Genomic DNA, 16,294 nt, shown 5'->3' with positions numbered 1-16,294 from the left:
TGTCCCCACGACCGTCGCTTAGTACTGCAACGGTGCTTACCGTGACGGTCGTGGAGTTCGCTCGTTGGGCTGTTCATGCTGGGGGTCAAGGGGTCGCAGGTTCGAATCCTGTCGTCCCGACGTGAGTCGGAATGGCTGTCGGCCCGGGATGGATCCCGGGCCGACAGCCATTTGTTGGTGGTCCGACAGGTGGTGGGTGGCTGTTGCGCTGCCGCTTTGCGATCTTGCCAGGGGCCGGCCGGGGACCGTGGCTGCGGGCGGAGGGCCTCTTGGTGGTGTGGGTGTGCCGGGGTCAGTGTCGGCCGAGCACCTCGGCGAGACGGCTCACCCCGTCCTTGCCGTGGCCGAGGGCGATGGTCCGCCGGACCAGGCCCTCGGCCGCGCGCATCACGCCGGACTCGATGCCGTGCGACTCCGCGGTGTGCACGACGTGGGCCATGGTGGAGACGCCCGAGGTGAGCGGGTTGATCGCGCCCGAGTAGCTGCCGCTGTCGAAGTCCTCGGCGAACTCCGTGAACAGCGGGGGCAGGATCGCACCGATCCCCTGGGCGAACGGCGCCAGCTCCCGCCCGCTGATCCCCTCCGCCTTGGCCAGCGCCAGCGCGTGCACGTACCCGGCCATCGCCGTCCAGAAGATGTCCAGCAGCGCGATGTCGAAGCCGGCCGCGCGGCCGATCTCCTCGCCGAGGTGGGTGTGGGTGCCGCCGAGCACCGCCAGCACCGGCGCGTGCCGTTCGTAGAGGTCGGCCGGCCCGCTGTGGAGGAAGACCGCCTCCGGCGTGCCGATGCTCGGGGCCGGCGTCATGATGGCGCCGTCCAGGTACTCGACGCCGTGCTCCGCCGCCCACGCGGCCGTGGCCCGGGCCCGGTCCGGCGAGTCGGCGGTCAGGTTGACCACCGTCCGGCCCTTGAGCGCGGCCTCGACCTCCTCTCGGTGCAGCACGGCGTCCGAGGCGTCGTAGTTCACCACGCAGACGACCGTCAGCTCGCTCGCCGCCACGGCTTCCTCTGCCGTGGCCGCGCTCACCGCGCCTCGGGCGACCAGCGCGGCGTCCCGGCCCGGGGTGCGGTTCCAGACCGTGGTGCGGACGCCTGCGTCCACGAAGGCACCGGCCAGGGCGCGTCCCATCGGTCCGAGGCCGAGCACGGTGACGGTGGGCCGGGTGTGGTTGGTGGGCATACTTCATCTCCTGTAGACATGGTGGTGGACAGCGACGATCCAGGGGGAAGGGACGGGGATGAGATGACGCGCAGTCAGGCGATGAACCCGAACGTGTGCGGGGTGACGGCCGTGATCGCCGTGATCGACGGCAAGTGGAAGACGTCCCTGCTCTGGCTGCTGGAGGCCGGCCCGCGGCGCCCCGCCGAGATCCGCCGACGGCTGCCCGGCCTCAGTGAGAAGGTCCTCACCCAGGCCCTGCGCGAGATGGAGTCCGACGGCCTGGTGCACCGCGAGGTGCACGACGTCCTTCCGCTGAAGACGGTCTATTCCCTGACCGACTTCGGCCGCCGGCTCTCCGACGCCCTCGGCCCGGTCTCGGACCTGGGCCACGAGCGCCTCGACCGCATGACGGCCGAACAAGCCGAGCAGGCCGGACAAACCGAACAGGTCGGACAGGTCGAACCGTCGGCCTCCTGACCTGCTGTCATCTCCCTTCGCCCTTCTGGGTACCAGTCTCGTCGCGCCGCACCTCGCTGCCCAGTACGCACAAAAAGGTGGCTACTGGGCAGGGAGGCGACGGTCACCAGGTGACGGGCCGAACGACAAGGCGCCGGACACCGCCCGGGGCAGGGCGGTGTCCGGCGGTTCGACTGTCCTCCGGGTCCGGTGCGGCGGCTGTACGGCCTTCCCGCGCGGTGTCCCGGGCGGCGCCCCGGGCGGTGGTTCCGCCGGGGGCCGTGGTGGGTGGGGTCAGTGGTGTCCCCGGGGGGTCGAGGACGGGTTCGCGCCCGTTTCGTCGTGCGGTGCGTACGGGTTGGGGGAGTGGGGGAAGGCGTCCGCCTGCGGCTGCGCGGCCCACTGCGACGATGCCGGTGCCTGCGGTGCGTGCCCCCAAGCCGGTGCCTGCGGTGCGTGCCCCCAAGCCGGTGCCTGCGGTGCGTGCTCCCACGCCGGCGCCTGCGGTGCGTGCCCCCATGCCGGCGCCTGCGGTGCGTCCGCCCGGTGCTGGGTGGCCGGCGGGCCGGTGGGGCGTCCGGGGCGCAGGGGCCACCACAGGCTGCGGCCGAGGAGCGCGGCCAGGGCGGGCACCAGGACGATGGAGAGCAGGAACGCGGAGAGCAGGATGCCGAGCGCGGTGGCGAAGCCGATCTGCTGGGTCGAGGGCTGCGGGGTCACGGCGAGGCCGGCGAAGGAGCCGGCCAGGACGAGGCCCGCGGTCGCGATGGCCGGGGCGGTGTGCCGGAGGGCGCGTGCGACGGCGGCGCGGGGCGGCCCGGGGTGTTCCATCTCCTCCCGGATCCGGTCGCTGATCAGGATGTTGTAGTCGGTGCCGAGCGCGACCACGAACAGGAACAGGACCAGGGGCAGGGTGAAGTTGACGCCCGGCTTGCCCATCGTGTGCTGGAACAGCAGGGCTGCCGCGCCGAGGGTGGCCGCGAAGCCGAGGCCGACCGAGATCATCAGGACCACCGGTGCGAGCAGGCTGCGCAGCAGCAGGAGGAGGATCACGCCGATGAGTGCGGCTGCCACCGGGAAGACCAGCCGCAGGTCGTGGTCGACGGCGGCGGAGACGTCGGCGAAGACGGCCGGGGTTCCGCCGACGTGCGCGCTCAGGCCGGCCGGTGTGCTCTGGGCGACGGCGGCGCGGATCGGTCCGGAGACCAGGTCGCGGGCCTGCTGGGACTGCGAGTCCGCGGTGAGGAACAGGTCGATCCTGGCGGCCTGCCGGTCCTCGCTCAGGACCGGCTTGGCGACCTGGCCGACGCCGGTGACCCGGGTGAGGCCTTGGGCGATGCCGTCCAGCGCGCCGGGGGAGAGCGGGCCGGCGCCCTTGGTCTCGACGTAGACGCTGGTCGGGTCCGCCACGCCGGCGGGCAGGGCGCGGGCGATCTCGGCGGCGGTGGTCCGGGAGGCGGTGCGCGGCCCGCCGCCCAGGCCGTAGTCCATCCTGATCCCGGCGAGCCCGCCGGCCAGTGCGGCCAGGAGGGCGAGCGACGCGAGGATCATGACCACGGGCCGGCGGGCCACCAGGTCGGCGAAGCGGGCGGCGGCACCGTCGCGGGGCACGGTCTTGAGGGCGCGTGAGGGCCAGAACAGTGCGCGTCCGCAGGCCGCGAGCACGGCGGGCATCAGGGTGAGGCTGGCGAGCAGCATGACCAGGACCGAGACCGCGACGGCCGGGCCGAGCACCCGGAACTGTCCGAAACCGGCGAGCCCGAGGGTGGCGAAGGCGGCGACGATGGTGAGTGCGGCCGAGGTGATCGCGGTGCCGACCTTGCGGCTGACCTCGGCGGCGGTGGCACGGTGGTGGCGTTCGGGGTGGGCCCGCAGCTGCTCGCGGAAGCGGAACATCAGGAACAGGAAGTAGTCGATGCCGATGCCCAGCAGCACCACGCTTATCAGGCTCGGTACGGACGGGTCGAGCTTGATGCCGGTGAGCAGGGCGGTGCCCACGACGGCGCCGCCGGCCACGCCGCTGACGAAGGCCACCGCGATCAGCGGCAGCAGCGCGGCCAGGACGCTGCGGAACACGAGGATGTGGAGCAGGATGATCAGGCCGACTGCGCAGGCGGACGCGACGGTCGCGAGGGTCTTGCCGTCGTCGGCGGAGTCGACCTGGTCGGCGAGGGCACCGGTGAAGCCGGTCCGCAGTCCCTGGGCGGCGAACTCCGCCCGGGTGCTGTCCCGGAACGCCCGGAAGGTGTCCTCCAGGCCCGGGTCGGCGGAGTTTCCGGTGAGGTTGGCGGAGAGCAGCTCGAAGGTCCCGTCGGGCGCGGTCATGGCCGGGTCGACCTGGGGGACCTGCGAGTAGTCCCGCTGGAACGGCGGGGCGTCCTTGGGCGTGGGCATGGTGACCTTGAGCCGGCTCAGCCGCTTCGCCCCGGCGTCGATCTGCTGCCGGTCCGCGGCGGTCAGGGTCCCGCCGTCGGACCGCGCGACCAGGACGGTCACCGGGTTGGCGTCGGGCTTCGTCCCGAAGCGGTCCTCGGCGATCTTCATGGCGGCCGCAGAGTCGTAACTGCTCGGCAGGAAGTCGGCTGTCTGCGTCTGGGTCACCCGGTAGATCAGGGTCTGGCTCAGGACGGTCAGGAGTATTCCCAGGACCGCCCAGGCGGCGATCACCTTCCACGGATTCCTGGTGGAGAATCCGGTCAGGGCGCGGATCACGATGTCCTCCGGCTGTGGTGCTCTCGCCGGGGATCCCGGCACGTCTCCAGACCATCACGGCGTACCTGGCCTCCTCGTCCGTGCCGGGGAGGAGAACGCCGTCAGGACCTGGGCCCGCCATCGGGCCCGGACCAGGACCAGGGGCCTGGTCCTGGATCGGTCCCGGGTGCCGGTCCGGGGCCTGCTCGGCTACTCGCTCGGCGGCCCGGGTGAGGACGGGCCGGGCGAGGACGGGCCGATCGCCCTGACCGCGCTGGTGCTGCTCGTCCTGGCGGCCGTGCCGCTGCTCACCAGGCGTCGCTACCCGCTGGCGTCACTGACGGGTGTGCTGGTCCTCGGCCTGGCCCTGAACCTGAGCGGGCCGGTGCCGCAGGAACGGCGCCGCATCGCCCGGGAGTTGCACGACATCGTGGCCCACCACATCACCACCATGCAGTTGATGGGCGGCGGCGCCCGGGCCAACCTCGGGCGTGACACCGATGTGGTGCGCGACGCCCTGGTCACCCTTGAGTCCTCCGGGCGGACGGCGCTGCGTGAGATGCGCCAACTCCTCGACGTGCTCCGGGCCGGCGACGAGCCGGACGAGGCGCCGGCCGAACCGCAGCCCGGCGCGGGAGACCTCGGACGGCTCGTCGAGGAGTCCCGAAAGGCCGGTCCGCCCACGGAGTTCGACATCCTGGGGGAGGAGCGCCGGCTGCCGCCGAGCACCGGTCTGGCGGTGTTCCGGATCGTCCAGGAGTCCCTCACCAACACCCGCAAGCACGCCGGCGGGGCCCGGGCGGGCGGCCGGACCGGGGGCGCGGGGGTCCGGGCGAGGGTCCGGCTGACGTACCACCCGGACCGGATCACCGTCGAGGTGTCCGACAACGGCACCGCCACGCCGGCCGACACACTGGTGGGCGCCCTGGCGGGGGCGGGCGGTGCGGGCGGACCGGGGGCGGGCCGCACCGGGTACGGGCTGATCGGAATGCGCGAACGCGTCGCGCTGCTCGGCGGCAGCCTGGTGGCAGGCGGTGTGGACGGCGGAGGCTTCCGGGTGGTGGCCGGTCTGCCGGTGGCGCCGGTCGACGGGGACGAACCGCCCGGTCGACAGTGAGGGACGGCCCGGTCGATGGTGAGGAACCGCCCGGTCGACGGTGAGGAACCGGGGCCCAGGCGACCGAGCGGCTCACCCGGGAACCGCCCGGGTGCCGGGTCCTCGCGCTGAGCGCCTTCGACACGGAACCGACGCCCCGAGCCGAACGGCCTCGCGGCTCCCGTCCAGGGGGCCCCCCGCGCCCGGCCCGGGGCCGCCCCCCCCCCCCCGGGCCGGACCCAGGGGCCCCCGGCCTGGGCGCCCCGCCCGCCCGTCCGGTGTCCGGCCCCCGCGCGCGGGAGCCGGACCGAGGGTGGGTCAGCGGCAGAGGGCCGCGTCCAGGGCGGCCGCCATGTGCTGCGCGCCGTCCCCGACCGGGATGGCGGTGACCGTGATGTTGGCGGCGCGGCCGTCGTCGGTGACGCCGCCGCGGGAGCGGTAGCCGCGGGCGGTGCCACCGTGGCCCCAGGCCAGGCCGCCGCAGGAGAGTTCCCTGCTCTGCAGGCCCAGACCGTAGCGGACACCCGGGCCGAGCTCTTCGGCGGGGACGGTGGTGCGCATCTGGGCGAGCTGGGCCGGGGGCAGGAGCCGGCCGCCGAGGAGCGCGGTGAAGAAGGAGTTGAGGTCGGTGTTGGTGGAGACGACGGCGCCCGCGGCCCAGGCTATCGAGGGGTCCATCTCGGTGAAGTCGACCAGGGGCGCGTCCGGTGAGCTGCGGTGGTAGGCCTTGGGGTGGGCCTCGTGGATGGTGGTGTCGCCGGGGGTGGGGAAGGAGGTGTGGCGCAGGCCGATGCGGTCGATGACACGCTTGGTGACCTCCTCGCCGACGGGTCGTCCGGTGACCTTCTGGATGATCAGCCCGGCGACCAGGTAGTTGGTGTTGCTGTACTCCCAGCTGCTTCCCGAGGGGAAGTGGGCCTTCTGGGCGAGGGCGCCGTCGAGGAGGTCGCGGGGCTCGAAGTAGCGGAACTGCACGGCGGTTTCGTCCGAGAGGGCCGGGGCGTCCAGGTAGTCGGGCAGGCCGCTGGTGTGCTGGAGCAACTGTCGGACGGTGATGTCGTGTCCGTCGATGCCGTCGCCGCGCAGCAGTCCGGGCAGGTAGGTCTCGACGGGGGTGTCGAGGGCGATCTTTCCTTCGGCGACGAGTTGGAGGACGACGACGGCGGTGAAGGTCTTGGTGTTGCTGCCGGCGCGTATCTGTCCGTCGACGGGGGGCTTGGCCCCGGTGGTGAGGTCGCTGACACCGGCGGTGTAGGTGCGGGTGCGGCCGTCGCGGCCCTTGACGGAGGCCAGTGCGGCGGGCATGCGGTCGTCCTTCACCAGCGCGTTCAGGCTCTGCTGGACACTGTCGGGCTTGCCGCCCGCGAACGCGGCGGTCGGTGCCACCGCCGTGGCCGCCACGACGCCGGCGGCCACGGCCGCCACGGCCGCCGCCATCGCGTGCCGGCCGAGGCGGTCCCGGCGGGCCGGGTTGTGCTGTACGTGCTCGTTCACGGAGGAACTCCTCTGCTGAAGGGCGAATCGCCGGGGTGTACGGGTTCCGCGCGCCGAGGCGCGCGGAGGCATGCGGAGGCGTGCCAGGGCGCGCCGGGCGCGCGGAACCCGTCGGTGGTGCCAGTGCCAGTGCCAGTCCGGTACCGGTGCCTGTGCCGGTGCGGATCGCGGATGCTCAGGCCGGACCGGGGAGGGGCCGCGGGGTCAGCGGCACAGGGCCGCGTCCACCGCGGCATCGATGTGCTGCCCGGCCTCGTCGCCCGGGATCGCGGTGACCGCGACGCTGGCGGCGCGGCCGTCGTCGGTGACGCCCCCGGCGGTCTTGTAGCCCGGGATGGTCCCGCCGTGGCCCCAGGCCACGCCGCCGCACGACAGCGGACGGCTCATCAGGCCCAGCCCGTAGCCCACGCCGGGATCCATTCCCTCGGCGGGGACGGTGGTGCGCATCTGGGCGAGCTGCGCCGGGGGCAGGAGCCGGCCGCCGAGGAGCGCGGTGAAGAAGGAGTTGAGGTCGGTGTTGGTGGAGACGACGGCGCCCGCCGCCCACCCCCAGGACGGGTCCAGCTCCGTGTAGTCGCGGAGCGAGCCGTCGGCTTCCCGGTGGTAGCCCTTGGGGTGGGCCTCGTGGATGGCGGTGTCACCGGGGGTGGGGAAGGAGGTATGGCGCAGGCCGATGCGGTCGATGACGCGCTTGGTGACCTCCTCGCCGAGCGGCCGCCCGGTGACCTTCTGGATGATCAGCCCGGCCAGCAGGTAGTTGGTGTTGCTGTACTCCCACCGCGTACCCGGGGCGAAGTGGGCTTTCTGGGCCAGAGCCGCGTCGAGGAGCTCGCGCGGTTCGTAGTACCGATTCGGGCTGGAGAGGATGGCGGCCTTGTCCACGTACTCGGGCAGGCCGCTGGTGTGCTGGAGCAACTGCCGGACGGTGACGTTGCGTCCATCGATGCCGTCGCCGCGCAGCAGTCCGGGCAGGTAGGTCTCGACGGGGGTGTCGAGGCCGATCTTTCCTTCGGCGACGAGTTGGAGGACGACGACGGCGGTGAAGGTCTTGGTGTTGCTGCCGGCGCGTATCTGCCCGTCGACGGGCGGCTTGGCCCCGGTGGTGAGGTCGCCGACGCCGGCGGTGTAGGTGCGGGTGCGGCCGTCGCGGCCCTTGACGGAGGCCAGCGCGGCGGGCAGGCCGTCGTCCTTCACCAGCGCGTTCAGGCTCTGCTGGACGCTGTCCGGCTTGCCGCCCGCGAAGGCCGCGGTCGGCGCCAGCGCGCCGGCCGCCATGACACCGGCGGCCACGGCGGTCACGACCGCCACCGCCCGGTGCCTGCCGCCCCGGCGGGAACGCCGGACGCGGCTGTGCGGTGTGTTCTCGTACACGGAGGAACCCCTCTGAATGGACCGTGCCGGTGATTTCCGGCCTTGATCAAGAGGACCATTCGGGGCCGGGGGAGTTCGTCCGCAGCCAGGACGAGACCGGACCCGGGAGCCGGCTCCGGGAACCGCCCGGGGCCAGGACCGTGCTCCTGGCCCCGGGCAGGGACCGGACCACCCGCCACCGGGGGCGCGGCGAAGCCGCAACTCGACTCCACACGAGGCCGGTTGACGGCGCGGGGAAGCCGGCCGCCGCCTGCCGGAGGGGTACCGGAGCAGGCGGGGGCCGGGGCAACTGTGGCCCGGACTACTGCAGTCCGTGTCGCCCGCCTCCTCCCGGCCGGACGTTGGACCGGCCGGATGGCGGCCCCTCGCCGTCCGGCGCGGCGGGTCGCCGCCGGGCCGGAGGGGCGTGCGGCGCGGGTTAGGTTCGGGCCCGTGACCGGCAATGACGCCGTCGTGGCGCTGATGGTCGCCACGGCGCTGGGCTTCGACTTCACCAACGGCTTCCACGACACCGGCAACGCCATGGCGACCTCGATCGTCACCGGCGCGCTCCCGCCACGCGTCGCGGTCGCGGTGTCGGCGGTGCTGAACCTGGTGGGCGCGTTCCTGTCGACGGCCGTGGCGGCGACCATCGCCAACGGCCTGGTCGCCACGGGGGAGGTGACCCTGACCGTGGTGTGCGCCGGTCTGACCGGCAGCATCCTGTGGAACCTGGCCACGTGGTTCCTCGGGATCCCCTCCAGTTCCTCGCACGCGCTGATCGGCGGGGTGGTCGGGGCGACCGTCGCGGCGGCCGGGGTCTCGGCCGTCAAGTGGCAGGGGCTGGTCTCCAAGGTGGTCGTGCCGGCGGCGCTGTCGCCGTTCATCGCCGGCGCGGTGGCCGTGGTCGGCACCCTCCTGGTCTACCGTCTCACCCGGGACGTGCCCGAGGGCCCGCGCGGGCGCGGCTTCCGGCTCGGCCAGATCGGTTCGGCGTCCATGGTCTCGCTCGCCCACGGCACCAATGACGCGCAGAAGACCATGGGCGCCATCACCCTGGCGCTGATCGCGAACGGCACCCTGGAGGCCGGGGCGCGGGCACCGGACTGGGTGATCGTCTCGTGCGCGCTGGCGATCGCCCTGGGCACCTACGTCGGCGGCTGGCGGGTGATCCGCGCACTGGGCAAGGGGCTGGTGGAGATCGAGCCGCCGCAGGGGATGGCCGCCGAGTCGGCCTCGGCCGCCGTGATCCTCTGCTCCACCGACTTCGGCTACTCGCTCTCCACCACGCACGTGGCCACCGGGTCGATCCTGGGCTCGGGGGTCGGCAGGAGGGGCGCGGTGGTGCGCTGGCAGCTCGCCCGCCGGATGGTGACGGCCTGGCTCTTCACCCTGCCCGCCGCCGCGGCGGTCGGCGCGGTGGCCTACTGGGTCGCGGACGGCATCGGCGGGACGGCCGGGGTGGTGGTGGTCTTCGTGGTGCTGGTGCTGGCCTCGGTCGCCTTCTTCGCGGCCTCCCGCTACCCGCCCGTAACGGCGGAGAACGTCAACGCCGCATGGACCGGTTCGGTGGCCCCGGAGCCGGTCAAGGCCAAGGACGAGGTCGGCTCGTGAACTCCTGGGTCAACCTGGACGCGCTGTGGCGGATCGTCGTGGTGGGGCTGCTCACCGGCGCCGGGCTGCCCGCGCTGTTCGCGCTCGGCCTGCGCCTGCTCAACCCGCCCGGCCCGGCAGTCGGGGCAGGCGGGACGGCCGGCGAGCCTGCCATCGGCCCGGCCACCGAACGGACCGCCGGCCCGGCCGCCGACCGGCCCGGTGCCGGGCCGGTCGGCTACGCCCTGGCCGGACTGCTCTTCGCGGTGGTGCTCGCGGCGATCGGCTGGGGCATCTCCGTGATCGTCAGCCACCGCTGACCACCCGTCGCCGAGGGGCCCGGACCGGCACGGACCGGAACGGCCCGGACCGGACCGGCACGGGCCGCCCCGCTATTCGTACCGCAGGGTGTCGGCGCGCATCAGCCGCAGGAGCTGCGGCAGCCCGAGGACGGTCGTCAGGAGCACCGCGCCGCCCGCGATCGCCGTCATGGCCAGCATCGAGCCCCAGTCCACGCCCGCCGGGACGCCCGCCGAGTACTGCAGCACCGCCCCCATCAGCAGTCCGCCGAGCGTCGCCAGGGCCAGGCCCAGGGCCATCGGGACCGTCGTCTGCCACAGCACCGACAGGCCGAGGACGCGCCGGCGGGTGCCGACCGCGTTCAGCACACCGAGCACCCGGCGCTGCTCCCGGAAGCGTTCCAGCTGGCCGACCAGCAGGCTGAGGGACACCAGCAGCAGGGTGACCGTCGAACCCGCCGTCAGCAGGCGCTTGACCGCGAGGTAGGTGGGGTCGAGCGCCTGGTCGAGCGGGAACTCGGCGCGGGCCTGCGGGTCGATCGCCATGACGGCGGTGGTCAGCTGCTCCTTCGCGTCCGGCAGCCCGTCCGCGAGCGACACCAGGACGGTCGTGCTCTGCCCGCGCAGTGCGTCGGCGGGGACGGCGGCCGGGGTGAGGAGCAGCAGGCCGGTGCCCATGCGCCCGTTGGGGTCCGCGCCCTCGACGGCCGGGACGGTGGCCGTCATGGCGGGGAGCGGGAAGGACACCGGCTCGCCCGCGCCCCGGAAGAGGGCGGCGTGCACGACCGTGCCGGGCCGGACCGGTTCGGCGCCCGGCCGCCCCGGGCCCTGGACGGCGAAGGCGTCGCCGTCCGTGCAGTCGGGCAGGGTGGCGAGTTCGCGCAGCACCGCGCAGGAGGCGATCCGGACGGAGGGCAGCTGCCAGAACTTCGCCGTCTCGCTCTCCAGCGAGAACTCGGTGTACGCGGCGGCGGCTTTCACCCCCGTGCTGTGCGTGAGGCGTTCGGCGAGCTGCTCGGCCTGGGGCGCGCCGCCGGGGAAGGTGACCGACTGCCGGTACGGTCCGGCGGCGGGCAGGTCCCGGGGGTTGCCCTCGTAGCGGGCGTTGATGCCGAGGAAGAGCGCTTGCAGGGCGATCGCCCCGGCCACGGCCACCACGACGCCGCTGACCGCCGCGGCGGCCGGCCCGGAGCCCGACTGGATGCGCCGGATGGCCAGTTGCCAGGACAGCGGGCCGCTGCCGGCCCGCCGGGTGACGGCCTCCAGCAGCCAGGGCAGCAGGCTGCACACGCCGATCAGCATCAGCAGCAGGCCGGCCGACACCAGGAGCGATCCGCGGGTGTCCCCCACCGGGTCGAGGAGGGCGGTGCGCCCGGGCCCGCCCGGGACGCCGTGCGAGGGCAGCACGAGGGCGAACACCGTCAGGGAGAGTCCGGCCAGCGGCAGCATCAGCCGCCATCCGATCCGGCGCCGGTCGGTGCCGGATCGGCGGACCACGCCGAGCGGGTCGATGACGCCCCGGCGCATCGCGAGCAGGGTGACGAGGACGCCCAGGAGCGGTACGACCACGGCGATCGCGGCGGCGACGGCGGGCTGGGGGGCGACGTCCTCGGGGTAGAAGCTGAACCCGGCGAGCCGGATCCGTCCGATCAGCGTGCGGGTGAGCAGGAAGAGCGCCGCGCCCGCGACCAGGCCCAGCACCGCCCCGACCAGGGACTCCCCGGCGGCGAGCCGGGCGGTCATCCGGCGGTCGGCGCCGCCCAGGCGCAGCGCGGCGAGGCGGCGTTCGCGCCGTTCGCCGCCGAAGCGGGCGGCGGCGGCGAGGAAGACGCCGACCGGGGCCAGCATCACGGTCAGGCCCACGGCGTTGAGCAGGATCAGCTTGGGGTCCATGGGTTTGGGCGGCGAGAAGTGGCCGTACTCGGCGATCCGGATCGCTCCGGTGTCCACCGAGAGGTGGTCGCCGCCGAGCACGAAGCCGGCCTGGCCTGGGCCGAGCAGCCCGGCCGGGCCGATGGTGCCGACCACGCGGTGGGGCAGGCGCTCGCGCAGCAGCCGGTTGGCGGGGTCGTCGAGCAGGTCGGCCAGGGCCGGGGAGACGACCATCTCGCCGGGCGCGGGGTAGGCGGCGACCCCGGGCGGCAGCGCGGCGTGCGGGCCTTCGGGCTGGACGATCCGGCCGCGTACGGGCGTGCCGTGGAACGTGGTGTCGGCGACGGCCACCAGGACCGTGCGGTCGCCGGGGGCCGGCAGGTCCTCGTCCCGGAAGGTGTCGTTCTGGGTGTACAGGCGCTGGTCGCGGTGGTGGACGATGCCGGGGAAGGAGGCGGTGAAGAGCAGCAGGGCCACCCCGAGGCCGACGCCGAGGGCGGTGAGCAGCAGCCGGCCCCAGCCGTCGCGCCCGCTGGTGACGGCGAGTCGTACGCCGAGGCCCAGTTGGTCCAGGAACGGCGAGCGGACGCGCCGGTCGGCGGCGCTCACCGGGCGGCCGCCGGATCGCGGGTGGCGCCGTCGCGGACGACGACTTCGCGGTCGGCGTAGGCGGCGACCCGTACGTCGTGGGTGACGAGGACGACGGCCGCGCCGCTCTCCCGCGCGGCGAGGGTCAGCAGCTTCATGACGCGCTCGCCGCTGAGGGAGTCGAGGGCGCCGGTCGGCTCGTCGGCGAACACGGCCCTGGGGCCGGTGATCAGGGCGCGGGCGGTTCCCACCCGCTGGCCCTGGCCGCCGGAGACCTCGCCGGGGCGCTTGGCGGCGACGTCGGCCACCTCCAGCCGTTCCAGCCACTCGCCGGCCCGGGCCTCGGCGGCCTTGCGGCGCAGGCCGTTCAGGCGCAGCGGCAGCGCGACGTTCTCCAGGCAGGAGAGTTCGGGGACGAGCTGGCCGAACTGGAAGAGGAAGCCGAACTCGGTGCGTCGCAGCGCGCTCAGCTCGGCGTCGGAGCGGGTGGTGAGGTCGCGGTTCCCGTAGCGGACGGTGCCCTGGTCGGGGCGGGTGATGCCGGCGAGGCAGTGCAGCAGGGTGGACTTGCCGGAGCCGGAGGGGCCCATGACGGCGACGATCTCGCCGGCGGCGACGGTGAGCGAGGCGCCGGCGAGGGCCGGGGTGAGGCCGAAGGACTTGTGCAGGTCCCGGGCGCAGAGGAGGGGTTCGGCGGTGGTCAACGCGGGGTCTCCGTCAGGCGGGCGGTGAGGGCGTCGAGGCGGGCGGCGGTCAGTTCGAGCCAGCGCAGGTCGGCCTCCAGGTGGAACAGGGCGTGGTCGCAGACCAGTTCGTCGGCGAGGTCACCGGCGAGCTTGCGGCGGGTCAGTTCGCGCATCGTCCGCAGGTGTTCGGCGCGCTGGGCGTCCAGGACCTCGGTGGCCGAGCGGCCGGTCAGGATGGCGAGCACCACCTTGTGGTAGAGCGTGCTCTGCAGGTACGGCTGCGGGTCCTCCGGCTGGGTGAGCCAGCCGGCGAGGTCGGTGACGCCCGCGTCGGTGATCGCGTACCGCTTGCGGTCCGGGCCACCGCCGGCCTCGACGCCCTCCACGACGACCAGACCGTTCTTCAGCAGCCGGGAGAGCGTCGCGTACACCTGCCCGTAGTGCAGGGCGCGGTCGCGCCCGAAGTGCTCGTCGTAGAGGCGTTTGATGTCGTATCCGTGGCGGGGCCGGTCTTCCAGCAGCCCGAGGAGCATCTGTCCGAGTGACATGATCGTTTACTATACACACCATGTATACATGCTGTGTATAGCTGCCTAACGGACCTGCGGGCCTGAACTTGTCCTCGGTATGGCCGGAAGTACGGAGACCGGAAATCCCGTCGGCTCTGGGTGGCCAACGCCCTTGGCGGGATAGAGAGGCGGAGGCCTGCCCGGCCGCCGCTGCTCGCGTCGGCCGATCCCTCCGGGGCCGTCACACCCCGAACCGCCGCCTGTCCTGAAAAGCCGAGGTGCCCCGCCTCCGTCCGGGACGGGGGCGGGGCACCTCGGATGCGTCAACTGCTGGTCGTCAGCAGGCGGTTGGCCAGGGCGTCGGCGAGGCGGTAGGCCTCGTCGGCCGAGAGGGTGCGGCAGATGGCGTCTGCCAGTTCCTCGACGTCGTGCCAGTCGACTCCGCCGAGCCCGTCCTGCGGGGCGGCGGCTGTCGGCTTCTCGCGCTGCTCCGGCATCGGGAGCGGCTCGGAATTTTCCGCGGAAAATCGGTCGGCGCCATCCGAAGCGGGCTCAGCGCTCGCCGCCGGAGCGGCCGGGGTGACCGGAGCCGAAGGGGCGGCCGGAGCGGTAGGCGCCGCCGAAGCAGCCGGGGCCGCAGCGGCAGCGGCGGCGGGCTTCGCCGCCGACGGGGTCGCCTTGGCCACCGGCTGGTGAGCCGGCGCGGGCGCGGCGACCGGCTGCGTGGCCGAAGCGGCCGGAGCAGTCGGAGCAGCCGGAGCGACCGAGGTGGCCGGAGCAGCCGGAGCGGCAGCGGCGGGCACGGACTTGGCCGAGGTCTTCGCCTCCAGCCGCGCCGCCCGCTTCGCCGCCACCGCGTCGGCGTCGCCCTGGAGCAGCTGGTCCAGCTGCGCCGTCTGCTCGGCGAGGGTCATCCCCTCGATGCCCTTCACCGACCCCAGCCGGCGGGCGACGTTGATGGAGACGCCGTCCGCCTCGCCGCGCGCCTTGGCCCGTACCTGGCGCTGCAGTTCGGGGTGGAGCTTGAGCAGGTTCTTGCGGTGCGAGATCCAGCTCTGCGACCAGCCCTCGGCCTCGGCGGCCTCCTTGGCGGTGGGGTACTGCGACACGATGAGCAGGACCGCGTTGGCCTCTTCGATCGGGTCGAAGTCCTTGCGGGCCATGTTCTCGTCGAGCGCGGCCCGCAGCAGGGTGGCCTTGGAGTCGGCCACGGTGTCGTCGACCACGACGAGCAGCTGCTCGCGCCCGTACAGCGCGGCGGCGGCACGGCGGCGGTTGCCGTTGATGACGACGACGTCCAGCGGCCCCGCGCCGAGCACCTGCCGGTCCTCCGGCCACAGCCGCAGGTAGGCGTCAGGGGTGACGGCGAGGCAGCTCTGCAGCTGGCGGTCCTTGATGCTCGCCAGGTCGGAGAGGTCGCCCAGCTCGTCACGGGGGTTGCGCGGGTTGGGCAGGCAGTTGACGGTGGGGATCCACCGGGCCGGGGTGTCGTCGGAGATCTCGACACCCGGGGCGTCGACGACCGGGTCGGCGGCCATCGAGGCGAAGGAGACGCGACGGCCTGCCATCAGCGACCCCCGTAACCGAGCTCGAGGGACAGCCGGAAGAAGTCCTCGCGGGCCCGGTAGGCGGTGCCGCTCTCCTTGTACTGGGTGACGACGGTGCCCTCGGCGACGGCCCGCGAGTGGATCTTGTAGCGGCGCAGGACGGTCTTGGCACGGGGCCAGCCCTTCGCCGTGATGTACGCCTCGGTGTCCTCCAGGTCGGCACGGCCGTCGCGGGGGTCCCAGTTGTTGACGACGATCCGGAAGGGGATGTCCATCGGCTCGATGACCTTCTGGATGGTCCGGGCCGTCGGGTCGAAGCACAGCGGCTCGGTGATCATCGGGACCAGGACGTCGTCCGCGATCTCCAGGGCCCGGCGCAGGATCTCCTCGTCGGCCAGGGTGCCCGGCGTGTCGATGAAGATGTGCTCGTACTCGTCCTTCTCGCCGAGGACGTCGAAGGTGCAGGCCGCGAGGTTGACCGTGGTGGTGGTCTTGCCCACGCCGCCCTTCTGGTTGGCGATGACGTGGATCTTCGCGCCGGTGTTCTTGAGGTTGATCAGCTGTTCGGCGTGTTCGTGAGCCGCCATGAAGTCGAAGGGCAGGTTGTCGCCCACCCGCTCCGCCCAGACGACGGCGGACCCCTGGGGGTCGGTGGACACGACAAGCACGGATGGCTTCATGATGTTCCGTTCTCTCCGTGGGCTTCCCGGGCCGACTGCCCGGTACTGCGGACGTCCGCCGCTCAAAGCCATGAACGGTGGACGGGAACAGCATTCCAGATGATCAGCACCGGGCCTGACACGACCCGCGTGTCCTGGAGCACAATGATCGACCGGCGAGGGTCGGTTTCCCGGCGGAACCCGGTCGGCGAGCCGTCCGTGTCGCGGGCCTCGGCCGGTCCGTGACACGTCAGTTGGCACGTGGTCACGGCCGTCGCCGGCGCACCGGACG

The 16,294-nt window shown here is 73.5% G+C and carries 13 protein-coding genes; 4 read left to right on the top strand and 9 right to left on the bottom strand.

Annotated elements, in window-relative coordinates; genetic code table 11:
* Positions 1-292: 292 nt before the first annotated feature.
* The gene (locus tag ACFQ6N_RS04385) at positions 293-1,180 is read right to left on the bottom strand and encodes an NAD(P)-dependent oxidoreductase (RefSeq protein ID WP_380646777.1); all 888 of its coding nucleotides are present in this window, start codon (positions 1,178-1,180) and stop codon (positions 293-295) included.
* Between the two features lie 63 nt (positions 1,181-1,243).
* Here ACFQ6N_RS04385 and ACFQ6N_RS04380 point away from each other — a divergent pair, with 63 nt between their 5' ends.
* Entirely contained in the window at positions 1,244-1,639 is a 396-nt protein-coding gene (locus ACFQ6N_RS04380) for a winged helix-turn-helix transcriptional regulator (protein ID WP_380646776.1), read from the top strand.
* Between the two features lie 273 nt (positions 1,640-1,912).
* Here ACFQ6N_RS04380 and ACFQ6N_RS04375 read toward each other — a convergent pair whose 3' ends face one another.
* Positions 1,913-4,330: an MMPL family transporter gene (locus tag ACFQ6N_RS04375; protein WP_380646774.1), complete on the bottom strand. Its 2,418-nt coding sequence runs from the start codon at positions 4,328-4,330 to the stop codon at positions 1,913-1,915.
* Between the two features lie 166 nt (positions 4,331-4,496).
* Between ACFQ6N_RS04375 and ACFQ6N_RS04370 the strand changes: the two genes are divergently transcribed.
* On the top strand, positions 4,497-5,426 hold the full coding sequence (locus ACFQ6N_RS04370; RefSeq protein ID WP_380646773.1) for a sensor histidine kinase: 930 nt from the start codon (positions 4,497-4,499) through the stop codon (positions 5,424-5,426).
* Between the two features lie 297 nt (positions 5,427-5,723).
* Here ACFQ6N_RS04370 and ACFQ6N_RS04365 read toward each other — a convergent pair whose 3' ends face one another.
* Entirely contained in the window at positions 5,724-6,899 is a 1,176-nt protein-coding gene (locus ACFQ6N_RS04365; protein ID WP_380646771.1) for a serine hydrolase domain-containing protein, read from the bottom strand.
* A gap of 204 nt (positions 6,900-7,103) precedes the next feature.
* Positions 7,104-8,270 carry a serine hydrolase domain-containing protein gene (locus ACFQ6N_RS04360; RefSeq protein WP_380646770.1) on the bottom strand — a complete coding sequence of 389 codons (1,167 nt, stop codon included), beginning with the start codon at positions 8,268-8,270 and terminating at the stop codon, positions 7,104-7,106.
* Between the two features lie 432 nt (positions 8,271-8,702).
* On the opposite strand from ACFQ6N_RS04360, the gene ACFQ6N_RS04355 reads away from it, so the two are divergent.
* Both ACFQ6N_RS04355 and ACFQ6N_RS04350 read left to right on the top strand, forming a co-directional pair.
* Positions 8,703-9,863, top strand: coding sequence for an anion permease (locus ACFQ6N_RS04355; protein ID WP_380646769.1), 1,161 nt, complete (start codon positions 8,703-8,705; stop codon positions 9,861-9,863).
* Complete coding sequence (locus tag ACFQ6N_RS04350; RefSeq protein ID WP_380646768.1) at positions 9,860-10,162, top strand: hypothetical protein; 303 nt, start codon at positions 9,860-9,862, stop codon at positions 10,160-10,162. Before ACFQ6N_RS04355 ends, ACFQ6N_RS04350 begins: the two co-directional genes overlap by 4 nt.
* Positions 10,163-10,234: 72 nt before the next feature.
* On the opposite strand, the gene ACFQ6N_RS04345 is transcribed toward ACFQ6N_RS04350, so the two are convergent.
* The 5 genes from ACFQ6N_RS04345 to ACFQ6N_RS04325 form a co-directional block, all read right to left on the bottom strand.
* On the bottom strand, positions 10,235-12,622 hold the full coding sequence (locus tag ACFQ6N_RS04345) for an FtsX-like permease family protein (protein WP_380646766.1): 2,388 nt from the start codon (positions 12,620-12,622) through the stop codon (positions 10,235-10,237).
* A complete protein-coding gene (locus ACFQ6N_RS04340; RefSeq protein WP_380646765.1) occupies positions 12,619-13,305 on the bottom strand; it encodes an ABC transporter ATP-binding protein in 687 nt (228 codons plus the stop codon). Before ACFQ6N_RS04340 ends, ACFQ6N_RS04345 begins: the two co-directional genes overlap by 4 nt.
* Complete coding sequence (locus ACFQ6N_RS04335; protein WP_380646764.1) at positions 13,302-13,835, bottom strand: PadR family transcriptional regulator; 534 nt, start codon at positions 13,833-13,835, stop codon at positions 13,302-13,304. Before ACFQ6N_RS04335 ends, ACFQ6N_RS04340 begins: the two co-directional genes overlap by 4 nt.
* A 284-nt stretch (positions 13,836-14,119) precedes the next feature.
* Complete coding sequence (locus ACFQ6N_RS04330) at positions 14,120-15,364, bottom strand: ParB/RepB/Spo0J family partition protein (protein ID WP_380646763.1); 1,245 nt, start codon at positions 15,362-15,364, stop codon at positions 14,120-14,122.
* Positions 15,364-16,002, bottom strand: a complete 639-nt coding sequence (locus ACFQ6N_RS04325) for a ParA family protein (protein WP_380646762.1) — start codon at positions 16,000-16,002, stop codon at positions 15,364-15,366. Before ACFQ6N_RS04325 ends, ACFQ6N_RS04330 begins: the two co-directional genes overlap by 1 nt.
* Positions 16,003-16,294: the final 292 nt, after the last annotated feature.

Origin of the sequence: Kitasatospora sp. NPDC056446 (genome assembly GCF_042796115.1) — a bacterium.
Taxonomy (GTDB): domain Bacteria; phylum Actinomycetota; class Actinomycetes; order Streptomycetales; family Streptomycetaceae; genus Kitasatospora.
This window is presented reverse-complemented; position numbering and strand designations above follow the sequence as displayed.

What these genes read in the sequence shown, in the direction of transcription:
- ACFQ6N_RS04335 (WP_380646764.1), bottom strand. Translation starts at nt 13,835, where the DNA reads ATGTCACTCGGACAGATGCTCCTCGGGCTGCTGGAAGACCGGCCCCGC.
- ACFQ6N_RS04380 (WP_380646776.1), top strand. Translation starts at nt 1,244, where the DNA reads ATGACGCGCAGTCAGGCGATGAACCCGAACGTGTGCGGGGTGACGGCC.
- ACFQ6N_RS04330 (WP_380646763.1), bottom strand. Translation starts at nt 15,364, where the DNA reads ATGGCAGGCCGTCGCGTCTCCTTCGCCTCGATGGCCGCCGACCCGGTC.
- ACFQ6N_RS04385 (WP_380646777.1), bottom strand. Translation starts at nt 1,180, where the DNA reads ATGCCCACCAACCACACCCGGCCCACCGTCACCGTGCTCGGCCTCGGA.